13 protein-coding genes are annotated in these 15,834 nt (G+C 62.5%); 9 read left to right on the top strand and 4 right to left on the bottom strand.

What is annotated here, in order from left to right:
• Positions 1-87 precede the first annotated feature (87 nt).
• The 3 genes from nadE to H0I86_RS02945 all read right to left on the bottom strand — a co-directional run bounded on the left by nadE (position 88) and on the right by H0I86_RS02945 (position 3,282).
• The gene (nadE, locus tag H0I86_RS02935) at positions 88-915 is read right to left on the bottom strand and encodes an NAD(+) synthase (protein WP_180923969.1); all 828 of its coding nucleotides are present in this window, start codon (positions 913-915) and stop codon (positions 88-90) included.
• Between the two features lie 3 nt (positions 916-918).
• Positions 919-2,145 carry a nicotinate phosphoribosyltransferase gene (pncB, locus tag H0I86_RS02940; RefSeq protein ID WP_180923970.1) on the bottom strand — a complete coding sequence of 409 codons (1,227 nt, stop codon included), beginning with the start codon at positions 2,143-2,145 and terminating at the stop codon, positions 919-921.
• Between the two features lie 231 nt (positions 2,146-2,376).
• Entirely contained in the window at positions 2,377-3,282 is a 906-nt protein-coding gene (locus tag H0I86_RS02945) for a LysR family transcriptional regulator (protein WP_081362828.1), read from the bottom strand.
• Positions 3,283-3,445: 163 nt separating this feature from the next.
• Here H0I86_RS02945 and amaB point away from each other — a divergent pair, with 163 nt between their 5' ends.
• The 9 genes from amaB (at position 3,446) to H0I86_RS02990 (ending at position 14,600) form a co-directional block, all read left to right on the top strand.
• Positions 3,446-4,936 (top strand): L-piperidine-6-carboxylate dehydrogenase, encoded by a 1,491-nt coding sequence (gene amaB / locus H0I86_RS02950; protein WP_180923971.1) that lies wholly within the window; start codon positions 3,446-3,448, stop codon positions 4,934-4,936.
• Between the two features lie 54 nt (positions 4,937-4,990).
• On the top strand, positions 4,991-6,274 hold the full coding sequence (amaA, locus tag H0I86_RS02955) for an L-pipecolate oxidase (protein WP_180923972.1): 1,284 nt from the start codon (positions 4,991-4,993) through the stop codon (positions 6,272-6,274).
• A gap of 362 nt (positions 6,275-6,636) precedes the next feature.
• A complete protein-coding gene (locus H0I86_RS02960; protein WP_180923973.1) occupies positions 6,637-7,773 on the top strand; it encodes a branched-chain amino acid ABC transporter substrate-binding protein in 1,137 nt (378 codons plus the stop codon).
• Between the two features lie 179 nt (positions 7,774-7,952).
• On the top strand, positions 7,953-8,867 hold the full coding sequence (locus H0I86_RS02965) for an ABC transporter permease subunit (protein ID WP_180923974.1): 915 nt from the start codon (positions 7,953-7,955) through the stop codon (positions 8,865-8,867).
• A 2-nt stretch (positions 8,868-8,869) separates the two neighbouring features.
• A complete protein-coding gene (gene livM, locus H0I86_RS02970; RefSeq protein ID WP_180923975.1) occupies positions 8,870-10,165 on the top strand; it encodes a high-affinity branched-chain amino acid ABC transporter permease LivM in 1,296 nt (431 codons plus the stop codon).
• Positions 10,162-11,037 (top strand): ABC transporter ATP-binding protein, encoded by an 876-nt coding sequence (locus tag H0I86_RS02975; protein ID WP_023970244.1) that lies wholly within the window; start codon positions 10,162-10,164, stop codon positions 11,035-11,037. The genes livM and H0I86_RS02975 overlap by 4 nt, the downstream gene beginning before the upstream one ends.
• Positions 11,034-11,753: an ABC transporter ATP-binding protein gene (locus H0I86_RS02980; protein WP_009046717.1), complete on the top strand. Its 720-nt coding sequence runs from the start codon at positions 11,034-11,036 to the stop codon at positions 11,751-11,753. Before H0I86_RS02975 ends, H0I86_RS02980 begins: the two co-directional genes overlap by 4 nt.
• A 927-nt stretch (positions 11,754-12,680) precedes the next feature.
• Entirely contained in the window at positions 12,681-13,448 is a 768-nt protein-coding gene (locus H0I86_RS02985; RefSeq protein WP_180923976.1) for an SDR family oxidoreductase, read from the top strand.
• A 246-nt stretch (positions 13,449-13,694) separates the two neighbouring features.
• On the top strand, positions 13,695-14,600 hold the full coding sequence (locus H0I86_RS02990; RefSeq protein WP_180923977.1) for a cation diffusion facilitator family transporter: 906 nt from the start codon (positions 13,695-13,697) through the stop codon (positions 14,598-14,600).
• A 100-nt stretch (positions 14,601-14,700) separates the two neighbouring features.
• Here H0I86_RS02990 and H0I86_RS02995 read toward each other — a convergent pair whose 3' ends face one another.
• Positions 14,701-15,834, bottom strand: a complete 1,134-nt coding sequence (locus tag H0I86_RS02995) for an AGE family epimerase/isomerase (RefSeq protein ID WP_180923978.1) — start codon at positions 15,832-15,834, stop codon at positions 14,701-14,703.

Genomic DNA, 15,834 nt, shown 5'->3' on the forward strand with positions numbered 1-15,834 from the left:
TTGCTTGCGATAGCGCCAGCCCGGCCAACACACAACAAAAAGCCCGCCGAGATTTCCCGCGGCGGGCTTTTGCATCACCTCATGAACTCAAGGCGCGAACGGCATCACGCGTTTGTGATGGGTCTTGTTGTAGGTGTTGCAGATGATCTTGAACGCCTCCTCGCGCACCGGCTGGCCGTGGAGGAAGGCATCGATCTCGGCGTAGGTCACGCCGTGGGACGCCTCGTCCGGTTTGCCGGGAGACAGGTCTTCGAGGTCGGCGGTAGGGATCTTCTCCACCAGCGGCTCCGGCGCGCCGAAATGCCGGGCGATGGCGCGCACCTGGTTCTTCACCAGCCCGCTCAGCGGGGCCAGGTCGCAGGCGCCGTCACCGAACTTGGTGAAGAAACCCATCACCGCTTCGGCGGCGTGGTCGGTGCCGATCACCAGGCCGTGGGCGGCGCCGGCGATGGTGTACTGCGCGACCATGCGCATGCGTGCCTTGGTATTGCCGAGCACGAAGTCCCGGGTTACCGCCTGATGACCTTCGAAGGCCGCCACTTCATTGGCCAGGGACTTGACCGCCGGCCCGATGTTCACGGTGTGGCGCTCGTCGGGTTCGATGAAGTCCACCGAGGCCTGGGCATCGTGTTCGTCGAACTGCACGTCGTACGGCAGGCGCACGGCGATGAACCGATAACCCTGGTCGCCACTGCTGGCGCGCAGTTCGCGTATGGCCCGCTGGGCCAGCAGGCCCGCGGTCAGGGAGTCGACGCCACCGCTGATGCCCAGTACCAGGGTCTTGAGCCCGGAATTGAGCAGGCATTGCTGGATGAACGCGACCCGCCGGGCGACTTCTGCCTCGAGATCGGCCTGGTCCTTGAAAGGGGGTTGGACCTTGAGCTGTTCAGCAATCTCACGCTGTACGGCTTGCATGATTCACTCCTTGCTTGATGTGCCAGAAAGGGCGGCAGGTACTTGGAAAACGTGGCGCAGATAAGCGACGAAATTGGGATCCTTGCAATGGGTCTTGCCCGCTTCGTCGGAGATCTTGGCGACGGGCTGGCCATTGCAGGCGGCCATTTTAAGCACGATGCTCATCGGCTCGACACCGGGAATATCGCACGTCAGGTTGGTGCCGATACCGAAGCTGACATTGATCCGACCACGCAGCGCGCGAAAAATCTCCAGGGACTTGGGCAGCGTCAGACTGTCGGAGAACACCAGGGTCTTGCTCATTGGCTCGATGCCCAGTTTCAGGTAATGGGCGATGGCTTTTTCCGCCCAGACGATCGGATCGCCCGAGTCGTGGCGCAAACCGTCGAACAGCTTGGCGAAGTACAGATCGAAATCGTTGAGGAAGGCGTCGGTGGTGATGCAGTCGGTCAGGGCGATCCCCAGCAGGCCGCGGTACTCGCGGACCCAGCAGTCGAGGGCGGCGATCTGGCTGTCGATCAGCCGTGGCCCCAGTTGCTGGTGGGCCATGATCCACTCATGAGCCATGGTGCCCAGGGGTTTCATGTCCAGCTCGCGGGACAGGTGCACGTTGCTGGTGCCGACGAAACGCCCGGGGAAGTCGTGCTTGAGCACGTTCACCACTTCTTCCTGGACCCGGTACGAGAAGCGCCGGCGGGTGCCGAAGTCGGCCACCTGCAGGTGCGACAATTCATCGGTGCTGGCGTTGGCGCTCAGCCAGTCGAACTTGCGATACAGCTGTTCGCGGGCCTGTTCCAGGACGACTTCGCGGTAGCGATAGCGGTTACGCACCTCGCTGACGATCGCCAGCATCGGCACTTCGAACAGGATCACGTGCAGCCAGGGCCCGCGCAGGCGGATGAACAGCTCGCCGTTCTCGATACCGGTATGCACATAACGCAGGTTGAAGCGGAACAGCCCGAGAAAGCGCAGGAAGTCCGGTTTCAGGAAGCTGATGCGCTCCAGAAAGCTCAACTGGTCGGCGCTCAGGCTCAGATCGGCCAGGCGCTCGAACTGGTAGCGGATCTCCGCCAGGTAGGGGCGCAGGTCCTCGCTGTTGCGGCAGCGGAATTCCCATTCGACTTCCACATTGGGGTAGTTGTGCAGCACCGCCTGCATCATGGTCAGTTTGTAGAAGTCGGTGTCGAGCAGGTTCTGCACGATGCGATCGGCAAACACACTCTCGCTCATAACGGGAATCTCCATGCTGGCCGCGATGAAGGGCGCGGCTTTCCAGCTTGTTCAATGAAGGCAGTAGTGGCGCATATCCGCCGTGGGTTTTGCCAGCGTTTTTTGCGTGGGGACGGATGTCGAGGCTGAGGGACTCATCGCGGGCAAGCCTCGCTCCTGCAGGTACGGCGTTGCTGGGTAGGAGCGAGGCTTGCCGGCGATAGCGCCCGTGCGGCCTGCACCCATTCCGGATCAGGTCGGCGTCGGGCTGTCGATCTGCTCCAGCATCCAGCGTACGAACTCCCGCACCTTGGGCACTTCGGCCGCATGTTCAGGGTAGGCCAGGTAGTAGGCATCGTGGCTGGGCATCGCGTAGTCCCAGGCCAGCACCAGCTTGCCCTCGGCCAGCTCTTCCTCCACCAGGAACCGCGGCAGCAGGGCCACGCCGCAGCCGACCTGAGCGGCCCGGATGCACATGTAGAAGGTTTCGAAGCGTGGGCCATGATAGCTGTGCTCGGTGTGGTAACCCTGGCTGTCGAACCAGTCGTGCCAGGCCTGCGGCCGCGAGGCCAGTTGCAGCAGCACCAGTTCGGCCAGTTGCGTCGGGTCGGTGAACGGCTTGTCCGGCAGGCTGCCGGGGGCGCAGACCGCCACCAGTTCTTCGCCGAACAGCTTCAGGCACTCGGTGCCGGGGCGCGAGCCCTGGCCGAAATAGAACGCCATGTCGCTGCGGCCCTGCAGCAGGTCGTCGGCTTCCTGTTCGTTGCACAGGTCCAGATGGATCTGCGGGTGGCGCAGGCGCCAGCCCTTGAGGCGCGGCACCAGCCAGCGCGCGCCGAAGGTCGATGGGGTGGACACCCGCAGGACTTCGGTTTCGCCGCCGTAGGAGCGCAGGTAATGGGTCGACATCTCGATCTGCGAGAGGATCTTGCGCACCTCCACCAGGTACAGGTCGCCGGCCGGGGTCAGTTGCAGGCGCCGGCGTACCCGGCGAAACAGCAGGTGCTGCAGGAGTTCTTCCAGCTGGGCGACCTGCTTGCTGACCGCGCTCTGGGTCAGGTTCAGCTCCTCGGCGGCGCGGGTGAAGCTCAGGTGCCGGGTGACGGCCTCGAAACACTGCAGGGCGGTGATCGAGGGCAGGTAACGTTTGTTCAGCATCGAGGGTTCCTTGTTCTTGTCTCGGCTGCGCAGCATGAATAAACGGAATGATATCTCGCCTAATCGTCGTTTGTTGGCAAGTCTCGGGCCGGCTACAACTACAGATCTGAATAGCCGTGTCAGCGGCTACGATTTTTTGCTTTCCATCTGTAAGGAGTGACCCATGGTTGCCGCATTGCTTGATCGTCTTGGTGTGAACCCGGCCCTGTATCAATCGGGCAAGCAGCCCGTGCATTCGCCGATCGACGGCAGCCGCATCGCCTCCGTGAACTGGCAGGGCGCGGCCGAGGTGGAGCAGCAGGTCAGTCGCGCGGAGCATGCATTCGAGCTGTGGCGCAAGGTGCCGGCGCCGCGTCGCGGCGAGCTGGTGCGCCAGTTCGGCGAAGTGCTGCGCGAATACAAGGCCGACCTCGGCGAGCTGGTGTCCTGGGAAGCCGGCAAGATCACCCAGGAAGGCCTGGGCGAAGTGCAGGAAATGATCGACATCTGCGACTTCGCGGTCGGCCTGTCGCGCCAGCTGTACGGCCTGACCATCGCCTCCGAGCGTCCCGGCCACCACATGCGCGAAACCTGGCACCCGCTGGGCATCGTCGGAGTGATCAGCGCGTTCAACTTCCCGGTCGCGGTCTGGGCCTGGAACACCACCCTGGCGCTGGTCTGCGGCAACCCGGTGATCTGGAAACCTTCGGAAAAGACCCCATTGACCGCCCTGGCCTGCCAGGCGCTGTTCGAGCGCGTGCTGAAGAACTTCAGCGATGCCCCCGAATACCTGAGCCAGGTGATCATCGGTGGGCGCGACGCCGGCGAAGCGCTGGTGGACGACCCGCGCGTGGCCCTGATCAGTGCCACCGGCAGCACCCGCATGGGCCGCGAAGTGGCGCCGAAAGTCGCCGCGCGTTTCGCCCGCAGCATCCTCGAGCTGGGCGGCAACAACGCGATGATCCTGGGGCCGAGCGCCGACCTGGACATGGCGGTGCGTGCCATCCTGTTCAGCGCCGTCGGTACCGCCGGCCAGCGCTGCACGACGTTGCGCCGGCTGATTGCCCATGAATCGGTGAAGGACGAAATCGTTACCCGCCTCAAGGCCGCCTATTCCAAGGTGCGCATCGGCCATCCGCTGCAAGGCAACCTGATCGGCCCGCTGATCGACAAGCACAGCTTCGACAACATGCAGGATGCGCTGGAGCAGGCCCTGAGCGAGGGCGGCCGGGTGTTTGGCGGCAAGCGCCAGCTGGAAGACCAGTTCCCCAACGCTTATTACGTCTCGCCCGCGATCGTCGAGATGCCGGAGCAGAGCGACGTGGTGTGCAGCGAAACCTTCGCGCCGATTCTCTACGTGGTGGGCTACAGCGATTTCGCCGAAGCGCTGCGCCTGAACAACGCCGTGCCACAAGGCCTGTCGTCCTGCATTTTCACCACCGATGTGCGTGAGGCCGAGCAGTTCATGTCGGCGGTGGGCAGCGACTGCGGCATCGCCAACGTCAACATCGGCCCCAGCGGCGCGGAAATCGGCGGCGCGTTCGGTGGCGAGAAAGAAACCGGCGGCGGCCGCGAGTCCGGTTCCGATGCCTGGCGTGCCTATATGCGTCGGCAGACCAACACCGTGAACTACTCGCTGGAGTTGCCATTGGCGCAGGGTATTACCTTCGATTGATCGAGCCCGCGATGCTGTGTTTTTGTTTGTTGGGTTTCACTGTGGAGCTTGGCAATGCCGTTACGCGAAGAATGCCTGTGGGAAAAACTGACGCCGCAAAGGCCCGACAATACCCCGCTCAAGGGCGAGGTCACGGTGGATGTCTGTGTGATCGGCGCGGGCTTTACCGGCCTGTCGGCCGCCGTGCACCTGTTGGAGCAGGGCAAGAGGGTCTGTGTACTGGAAGCCCATCGCGCCGGTCACGGTGGTTCGGGGCGCAACGTCGGGTTGGTGAACGCCGGGATGTGGATCCCGCCGGATGAGATCGAAGCCGGTTTCGGCGAGGCGGTCGGCAGCCAGCTCAACCGCATGCTGGGGGCAGCGCCGGCCCTGGTGTTCAGCCTGATCGACAAATACCGCATCGATTGCCAGCTGCGCCGCGAAGGCACCTTGCACATGGCGCACAACGCCCGGGGCGAGGCCGACCTGCGCAGCCGGGAAGCCCAGTGGAAGCGCCGGGGCGCGCCGGTCGAGCTGTTGACCGGGGCAGCCTGTGAAACCGCCACCGGCACCCGGAAGATCGCCGCCGCCTTGCTCGATCGCCGGGCCGGTACGGTCAACCCGATGGCCTATGTCAGTGGCCTGGCCAAGGCCACGGTCGATCTGGGTGGCCAGCTGTTCGACCATTCGCCGGTGACCCGTCTCGAACGCCAGGGCCAGCGCTGGTCGGTGCAGACCGCGCAAGGCTCGGTGCTGGCCGAGCAGGTGGTGATTGCCTCCAACGCCTACACCGAAGGCGACTGGACCGAGTTGCGGCGCAATTTCTTCCCCGGTTACTACTACCAGGTCGCCTCCAGGCCGCTGACCGAGGAAGCCGCGCAGCGGATCCTGCCGGGTGGCCAGGGCTCCTGGGACACCCGTCAGGTGCTCAGCAGTATTCGCCGGGACGCCGACGGTCGCCTGTTGCTGGGCAGCCTGGGCAATGGCAACCAGAAGCCGGCCTGGTTCCTCAAGGCCTGGGCCGACCGGGTGCAGCAGCATTATTTCCCCTATCTGAAAACGGTGGAATGGGAGTGCACCTGGACCGGCTGCATCGCCTTTACCCCCGATCACCTGATGCGCCTGTTCGAGCCGGCGCCCGGTCTGGTGGCCGTCACCGGCTACAACGGCCGGGGCGTGACCACGGGCACCGTGGTCGGCAAGGCGTTCGCCGATTACCTGTGTAACGGAAATCCTCAGGCCTTGCCGATTCCCTTCGCCCCCATGCAGCCCCTGGCTGGCGTGGGCTTGCGCAGTTGCCTGTACGAGGCCGGGTTCTCGCTGTATCACGCGGGCCAGTGCCTGCGCATCGTTATCTGACAGAGGAAATATGTTGCACGGTGCGGCGCTTTTCGGCGCAGCGACTAGCCTGTAGTGGTGCGGGGCGTAGCAGTCTCGCACCAGTAGTGTGCAGTTCGGTTACGCAGGCTGTTACAGGCTGGTTGCACGTTGATTTGCGCCGCGGTTGCAATGATGGCGCAGGCGGGTTGCGCCTGATGTTTTGTAGGGTTTTACCTTCCGCGGTTTAGACGGTTGCACGCCCAATAAAAAAGGGCTCGAAACAGTCGAAATAACAATAAAAGAGCGACTTTTTTCAGAATAAAAAACCAATGGCACGGCCCTTGCTCTGAGCATTCGGTGAAGTCGCAGTGCCAACTAAAAAAACCTTGGAGCACCACCTCATGTCCCAGACGTTTTACAAGAAAGGCTTTCTGGCCCTCGCAGTGGCAGCTGCGTTGGGCGTTTCTGCGTTTGCTCAGGCCGACCTCAAGATCGGCGTAGCGGGTCCCATGACAGGCGCCAACGCGGCATTTGGCGAGCAGTACATGAAGGGTGCACAGGCAGCGGCTGACGAAATCAACGCCAAGGGCGGCGTCAACGGCGAGAAGATCGTCCTGGTCAAGGGCGACGACGCCTGCGAACCGAAACAGGCTGTGGCCGTAGCCAACCGCCTGGTCGACCAGGACAAGGTGATCGGCGTGGTCGGGCACTTCTGCTCCTCCAACACCATCCCCGCTTCCGAGGTGTACGACGAAGCTGGCGTGATCGCCATCACCCCGGGCTCCACCAACCCGCAGGTCACCGAACGTGGCCTCTCCGCCATGTTCCGCATGTGCGGGCGTGATGACCAGCAAGGCATCGTCGCCGGCGACTACATCGTCGACGTGCTCAAGGGCAAGAAAGTCGTGGTGCTGCACGACAAGGACACCTATGGCCAGGGCCTGGCGGACGCCACCAAGGCACAGCTGAGCAAGCGCGGCGTGACGCCGGTGCTGTACGAAGGCCTGACCCGTGGCGAGAAAGACTTCAGCGCCGTGGTCACCAAAATCCGCGCCGCCGGTGCCGATGTCGTCTACTTCGGCGGCCTGCACCCGGAAGCCGGCCCGCTGGTCCGCCAGATGCGCGAGCAGGGCCTGAAAGACGTCAAGTTCATGTCCGACGACGGTATCGTCACCGACGAACTGGTGACCACCGCTGGCGGCCCGCAGTACGTCGACGGTGTGTACATGACCTTCGGCGCCGACCCACGCCTGCTGCCGGACAGCAAGACCGTGGTCGACGCTTTCCGCAAGGCCGGCACCGAGCCTGAAGGCTACACCCTGTATGCCTACGCGTCGGTCCAGGCCCTGGCTGCCGGCTTCAACGGTGCCAAATCCAACAAGGGCGAAGACGCCGCCAAGTGGCTCAAGGCCAACCCGGTGAAAACCGTGATGGGCGAGAAGACCTGGGACGCCAAGGGCGACCTGAAAGTCTCCGACTACGTGGTTTACCAGTGGGACAAGGACGGCAAATACCACCAGCTGGAAAAACAGAAGTGACATGAGCGTCTGGGCAGGCCGGCCCATCCTCCAGGGGAGGGCGCAGGCCTGCCGCATGCGTGTCCGTGCAGTACCTGTCTTTTCTCGTAGAGCTGCACAACTGTCGTGTTGCGCGGGTGGTTGAACCCCAGGCCGTCGTATCCGCTGTGTGCAGTCTCTCAAATGCGTGAGATTGCGTTATGGATGGTATTTTCCTGCAGCAACTGATCAATGGACTGACCCTCGGGTCTGTCTATGGTCTGATCGCCATCGGCTACACAATGGTCTATGGCATCATTGGCATGATCAACTTCGCCCACGGCGAGGTTTACATGATTTCCGCTTACCTCGCGGCAATCAGTCTGGCTCTGCTGGCCTACTTCGGCATCGAATCCTTCCCGCTGCTCATTCTCGGTACCCTGGTCTTCACTGTCGTCGTGACGGGGATCTACGGCTGGGTCATCGAGCGCGTCGCCTATAAACCCCTGCGCAACTCCACCCGCCTGGCGCCGCTGATCAGCGCCATCGGGATCTCGCTGATCCTGCAGAACTACGCGCAGATCAGCCAGGGCGCCAAGCAACAAGGTGTACCGACGCTGCTGGCCGGCGCCTGGAAGGTCGATATCGGCACCGGTTTCGTCCAGCTCACCTACACCAAGATCTTCATCTTGGTGGCGGCATTCGCCGGCATGGCGTTGCTCACCTACATCATCAAGTACACCAAGCTCGGCCGCATGTGCCGCGCCACCCAGCAAGACCGCAAGATGGCCTCGATCCTCGGGATCAACACCGATCGGGTGATTTCCTACGTGTTCATCATCGGCGCCGCCATGGCTGCGCTGGCGGGCGTACTGATCACCATGAACTACGGCACGTTCGACTTCTATGCCGGCTTCGTCATCGGCATCAAGGCGTTCACCGCGGCGGTCCTCGGCGGCATCGGTTCGCTGCCGGGCGCGATGCTCGGCGGGATCATCCTCGGGATCTCCGAGTCGCTGTTCTCCGGTCTGGTCAACTCCGACTACAAAGACGTGTTCAGTTTCTCGCTGCTGGTGCTGATTCTGATCTTCCGTCCCCAAGGCCTGCTGGGTCGCCCACTCGTGGCGAAGGTGTAAGTATGTCTGCTGCCAATAAACCGATTGATATCAAAAAGAGCGTCATCGACGCCGTGCTGGCCGGGCTGATCTCGCTGATCGTGTTCGGTCCTATCGTGGGTGTGGTACTCGAGGGCTACAGCTTCAACCTGCAACCGGCCCGCGTTGGCTGGCTGGTGGCGATCGTGATGATCGGCCGCTTTGTCTTGAGCCTGTTCCTGCAGACGCCCAAGGGCCTGAAGATCCTCCAGGGCTTCGAAAGCAGCGGCTCCGGTGTGCATGTTCGGGCGCCGGACTACAAGTCGCGGCTGCGCTGGATCATCCCGGCGCTGATTGTGATCGCCATCGTCTTCCCGTTCTTCGCCAACAAGTACCTGCTGACCGTGGTCATCCTCGGCCTGATCTACGTGCTGCTCGGCCTGGGACTGAACATCGTGGTCGGCCTGGCCGGGCTGCTCGACCTGGGGTATGTGGCGTTCTACGCCATCGGTGCCTACGGCCTGGCCCTGGGTTACCAGTACCTGGGCCTGGGCTTCTGGACCGTGCTGCCCCTGGCGGCCCTCGCCGCGGCGCTGGCGGGGTGCATACTCGGCTTCCCGGTGTTGCGCATGCACGGTGACTACCTGGCCATCGTGACCCTGGGCTTCGGCGAGATCATCCGCCTGATCCTCAACAACTGGCTGTCCTTCACCGGCGGTCCGAACGGCATGCCGGTGCCGTCGCCGACCATCTTCGGCCTGGAGTTCGGGCGGCGAGCGAAGGATGGCGGGGTGCCGTTCCATGAGTTCTTCGGCCTGGAATACAACCCCAACCTGAAGTTCCTGTTCATCTACATCGTGCTGTTCATCGTGGTGCTGCTGGTGCTCTACATCAAGCATCGGCTGACCCGTATGCCGGTCGGCCGGGCCTGGGAAGCCCTGCGCGAAGACGAGATCGCCTGCCGCGCCATGGGCCTGAACCACGTGCTGGTGAAACTCTCGGCCTTCACCATCGGCGCTTCCACCGCCGGCCTGGCCGGGGTGTTCTTCGCCAGCTACCAGGGCTTCGTGAACCCCTCGTCCTTCACCTTCTTCGAGTCGGCGCTGATCCTGGCCATCGTGGTCCTGGGCGGCATGGGTTCGACCGTCGGCGTGGTGATCGCGGCGTTCGTGCTGACCGTGGCGCCGGAGTTGCTGCGCAGCTTCTCCGAATACCGGGTGCTGCTGTTCGGCATCCTCATGGTGTTGATGATGATCTGGCGACCCCGGGGCCTGATTCGTATCAGCCGCACCGGCGTGACCCCACGCAAGGGTGCCCTGACCGAGAGGAGCGCATCATGAGCGATGAAGTGATCCTGAAGGTCGAGAACCTGATGATGCACTTCGGTGGCATCAAGGCCCTGAGCGACGTCAGCCTGGAGGTCAAGCGCAACTCCATCTTCGCCCTGATCGGTCCCAACGGCGCCGGCAAGACCACGGTGTTCAACTGCCTGACCGGTTTCTACAAGGCCACCGGCGGGCATATCGCCCTCAATACCCGGGGCACGCCGACCAACGTCATCAAGCTGCTGGGCGAGCCGTTCCGGGTGACCGACTTCGTGTCGCCCAAGCGCTTTGCCAGCCGGCTGTTCTACAAGATGTTCGGCGGTACCCACCTGGTGAACCGTGCGGGCCTGGCGCGGACCTTCCAGAACATTCGCCTGTTCAGGGAAATGTCGGTGCTGGAGAACCTGCTGGTGGCCCAGCACATGTGGGTCAACCGCAACCTGCTGTCCGGCATCCTCAACACCAAGGGTTACCAGAAGGCCGAAAGCGACGCGCTGGACCACGCCTTCTACTGGCTGGAAGTGGTGGACCTGGTGGACTGCGCCAACCGCCTGGCCGGCGAGTTGTCCTACGGCCAGCAACGCCGCCTGGAAATCGCCCGCGCCATGTGCACCCGGCCGCAGATCATCTGCCTCGACGAACCGGCCGCCGGCCTCAACCCCCAGGAGACCGAAGCGCTCAGCGCGATGATCCGGCTGCTGCGCGACGAGCACGACCTGACCGTGGTGCTGATTGAACATGACATGGGCATGGTGATGAGTATTTCCGACCATATCGTGGTGCTCGACCACGGCAACGTGATCGCCGAGGGCGGGCCCGAAGCGATCCGCAACGACCCGAAAGTGATTGCCGCCTACCTGGGTGCGGACGAAGAGGAGCTGGTATGACGACTGCACCTATCCTCGAACTCAAGGACCTGGACGTGTACTACGGGCCGATCCAGGCCCTGAAGAAAGTCTCGCTGCACATCAACGAAGGTGAAACCGTGAGCCTGATCGGCTCCAACGGTGCCGGCAAGTCCACGCTGCTGATGTCGATTTTCGGCCAGCCGCGGGCCGAGTCCGGGCAGATCATCTATCGCGGTGTGGACATCACCCACAAGTCCTCGCACTACATCGCCTCCAATGGCATCGCCCAGTCGCCGGAAGGGCGCCGGGTGTTTCCGGACATGACGGTGGAAGAGAACCTGCTGATGGGCACCATCCCCATCGGCGACAAGTACGCCACCGAAGACATGCAGCGCATGTTCGAACTGTTCCCGCGGCTCAAGGAACGTCGGACCCAGCGGGCCATGACCATGTCCGGCGGCGAGCAGCAGATGCTCGCCATCGCTCGCGCGCTGATGAGCCGACCCAAGCTGCTGTTGCTGGACGAACCGAGCCTGGGGCTGGCGCCGATCGTGGTGAAGCAGATCTTCGCCACCCTGCGCGAGCTGGCCTCCACCGGCATGACCATCTTCCTGGTCGAGCAGAACGCCAACCACGCGCTGAAGCTGTCGGACCGGGCCTATGTGATGGTCAACGGCGAGATCCGCCTGAGCGGCACCGGCAAGGAACTGCTGGTCAACGAGGAGGTGCGTAACGCGTATCTGGGCGGTCACTGAGCCTGAGTACTGTGGATAAAGATATGCCCCGCCGGTTCGCGCCGCCGGGGCATTTTTTATCCACATCCTGTCCTGTAGAAGCGGTCGGTCGACGCTCGATTGCCCGCGATGAACGATAACGCGGTGTACCGAACTCACGCGGTGAGCTGATCGTGGGCTAGCCTCGCTCCTACAGAAGCCGGCGGAGGCGGATGACCTTGTCCACAGCCGAAACCGAAAATTGTGGAAAACATTCTGCGCAAGCTGGTAAAGCGCGGCATAAAGACGCTGCAAATAGTTGTTTTGCCACGGTTTTGACTTGTCCCCGTTTGCTGTGGAACTGGCTGTGGGTAACGTGGGAGTAGCTGGCTGGACGCCTTGAGTGGCCTGGCCGGCAGGCGGATGGTTGTTTTTTGATCAGGTGTTTTTACCGGACCTTGAGCAGCCGTTGTCAACCTTTTTATTGTCGCAGGCAAAGGGCGAAAACACCCTGGATAAGCCTGTGGATAAGTCTGTGACTAAACTCTGGAAAGACTCACCCAGGCAGCGTCGTTACTGGCTTGAAGCCATCCCTCGCCTGACCGCCCGGTCGCCTTCGTCGGCCGGGGCTGCATGGACGCCATGCCCGGGTCAAGCAAAAAACTTTCTAAAACCGCCTGCAGCCCCTGTGGATAGCGGCTTGCAGACTTTTGCACTTGCCCCCAAAGACTGTGGAGCGTCCTGTGGATAAGGTGCGTGCATATGGCTGCGAGCCACGACCTGCGTGGCTTGGCGTAGATTGGTTGTTTTTTGTACAGTCAGTGGGCGATGACAGAAATTTTCCAGTAAGCGAAGGTCGTTCACTCTACCCATGAGCAACACTCGGTTGCCGCTGCGATTCAGGCCGGGCATGCTGCGAAACGATTTTTTCATTTCCACGGCGGTTCGACGCCCAGCAAGGAGAACACCATGACTTCCACCCTGTTTATTACCGGCGCGACCTCCGGTTTTGGCGAAGCCTGTGCCCGTCGTTTTGCCGAGGCCGGCTGGTCGCTGGTGCTGACCGGGCGCCGCGAAGAGCGTCTCAACGCCCTGTGCGCCGAGCTGTCGAAGCAGACCGAAGTGCACGGCCTGGTGCTGGATGTGCGGGACCGCAAGGCCATGGAAGAAGCGATCACCAACCTGCCGCCGTCCTTCGCCAAGCTGCGCGGGCTGATCAACAACGCCGGCCTGGCCCTGGGGGTCGACCCGGCGCCCAAGTGCGACCTGGACGACTGGGACACCATGGTCGACACCAACATCAAGGGCCTGATGTACAGCACCCGCCTGCTGCTGCCACGGCTGATCGCCCATGGCCGCGGCGCCGGCATCGTCAACCTCGGCTCCATCGCCGGTAACTACCCGTATCCGGGCAGCCACGTGTATGGCGCGAGCAAGGCGTTCGTCAAACAGTTCTCCCTGAACCTGCGTTGTGACCTGCAAGGCACCGGTGTGCGGGTGACCAACATCGAGCCGGGCCTGTGCGAAAGCGAGTTCTCGCTGGTGCGCTTCAAAGGCGACCAGGAGCGTTACAACGCCACCTACGCCGGTGCCGAGCCGATCCAGCCGCAGGACATCGCCGACACCATCTTCTGGGTGCTCAACACGCCGGCCCACGTCAATATCAACAGCCTGGAGCTGATGCCGGTGAGCCAGACCTGGGCCGGTTTCGCCATCGAGCGCAACGCCAAGGGCTGAATGCTCTGCCTGTAGCCGCTGCCGAAGGCTGCGATAAGGTCCGCAGGACCTTCAGCGATCTTCAGTCCTGCGACCGGTTCCCGGTCGATCGCAGCCTGTGGCAGCGGCAACACACCTCGCCTGCCGATGCGTTTGGCAACACAACCGTTCAGGCCCGAATCAGCCCGCACAAGGTAGACTCCCGCTCCGCAACCCACCGTGGCCTTGTATCAAGGCCGCGAATTCAAAGGTTCTCGAGGAGGAAATGTGAGTAACCGAGGTGAGCAGGTACTGCTCAAACAATCGACCATCCTGATGTTTGCCGTGGCGATCGCCGCTATCGTCACGGGTTTTTTTTCCGGTTCCCAATCGATTCTGTTCGATGGTTTTTTTTCGCTGATCGCTACCGTCATCAAGGTCCTGATGCTGATCACCGCCAAGCTGATCGCCAAGGAAAGTAACCAGCGCTTTCAGTTCGGCTTCTGGCACCTGGAACCGATGGTGCTGCTGATCGAAGGCAGCTTTTTGTTGCTGATTGCGATCTACGCCTTTCTCAGCGGTATGTTCGGCATCATCAACGGTGGTCGCGAGATCGAACTGGGCCTGGTGATCCCTTTTGCGATGGTGCTTAGCGTCGTCTGTTTCGCCTATTTCTTCTACGTCCGTTATCGCAATCGCACGTTGAAATCCTCGTTGATCCAGTTCGACAACGTCAGTTGGCTGGTGGACGCGATGCTCTCGGTCGGCTTGCTGGTGAGCTTTCTCATCGCGTTGCTGCTCAAGACCCAGGGTTATGGCCAGTGGGCCGCTTACGTCGACCCGTCAATCCTGATTCTGCTGGCCCTGAGCATGCTCGCGCCGGCCTTCAATATTCTCAAGCCAGCGTTACGCGATGTACTGGGAATTGTCCCGGACCAACTGGATGACAAGGTTCGCCACGTGATGGACAAGGCGAAAGTCGAGCACGGCTTTGCCGACTACGTCTCGTATGTGCAGAAGCACGGACGGGCGCGGTTTATCGAGATTCATATCGTGCTGCCGGCGGACTATCCGTTGCAGGGAGTGGCGACGCTGGACAAGCTGCGCGAGGAGATATCCACACAGCTCGGCAAGGCGGATGCGGCGCGCTGGCTGACCATCAGCTTCACCGGCGATCGCAAGTGGATTGCCTGAGGCCTTCCTGAGCCCAGGCGCGCAATCGCGGGCAAGCTTCGCTCCTACAGAGGCCTGCTCGTTTTTCTGTAGCAGCGAAGCTCGCGATAGCGCTTGAAGGTCAGCCGAAGTATTCGGCCAGACCGAGATAACAGGTCGCCAGGTGATAAGGCGTGGTCGACGGCATGTCCCGGCGGCTGAGTACGCCATGGGCATCCAGGCATTCGTTCCAGCCCTTGGCATGCAGGAAGTGTTTTTGCAGTGCCAGCAATTGGTGCTGCAGGCGTTCGGCGCTGCCCTGGCGCAAGGTCAGGGCGCGAAGGTATTCGGCCTGGGCCCAGATGCGCTGGGTCGGGTCGAGCACATCGCCCTCGACACTCAGCATCCCGCTCACCGCACCGTTGTGGTTATCCACACCGACCTGCTCGGCATAGGCAAAGGCCCGTTCCAGCGAGGCGTGCAGCGGGCAGCCACGCAGCAGGGCCGAGGACTGCAACAGGAAGAACCATTCGAACTGATGCCCCGGCTCGAACCAGTTATCCACAGCCCCCAGCGGTTTCTCCATCATCAGCCCATGCTGTGGCTCGATGAAGCGCTGCTGCATACCCTCGCACAGGGCCAGCAATGCGCCTTGCACGGCGGCGTCGCCACGCACGGCCAGGGTGGCGAGGAAGGCTTCGGCCAGGTGCATCAGCGGGTTCTGCAAGGGACCGGAGGCCAGGGACGACCAGTCCTCGGCGAGGACTGCCTCGTACAGGCCGGCGCCGCTGGCAAAACGCTCGGCCACCACTTTCAGCGCGGCATTGAGCACCGACTCCACCAGCGGCTCGCGAACCTTGGCCCAGTAATGGGCACAGGCAAAGATGATGAAGGCGTGGGTGTAGAGGTCCTTGCGCCTGTCCAGCGGCGTGCCCTGGGCATCGATGCTGTAGAACCAGCCACCGTGCTCGGCGTCGTGGAAGTGCCGTTGCAGGGAACGGAACAGCGCTGCGGCGCGCGCTTCGGCAAGTGGCGTACGGCCATCGCCGATCAGGCTGGAAAACAGGTACAGCTGCCGGGCGCAGGCCATGGCCCGATAACGTTGCGGCGGCAGTGGGGCATGCCCGGCGTCCAGCGCCTCGAAGGGCAGCGCCAGCTCCGGATTCCAGCCCGGCCCCTGCCAGAGCGGCACGATCACGGTGTGGAAATGCTGCTGCATGGCCGTAAACAGGGCGGTCGATTCAGACGGGGAAGTGGGGCTGGAAACATCGGGCAT

Origin of the sequence: Pseudomonas chlororaphis subsp. aurantiaca, assembly GCF_013466605.1 — a bacterium.
Taxonomy (GTDB): Bacteria; Pseudomonadota; Gammaproteobacteria; order Pseudomonadales; family Pseudomonadaceae; genus Aquipseudomonas; species Aquipseudomonas chlororaphis_I.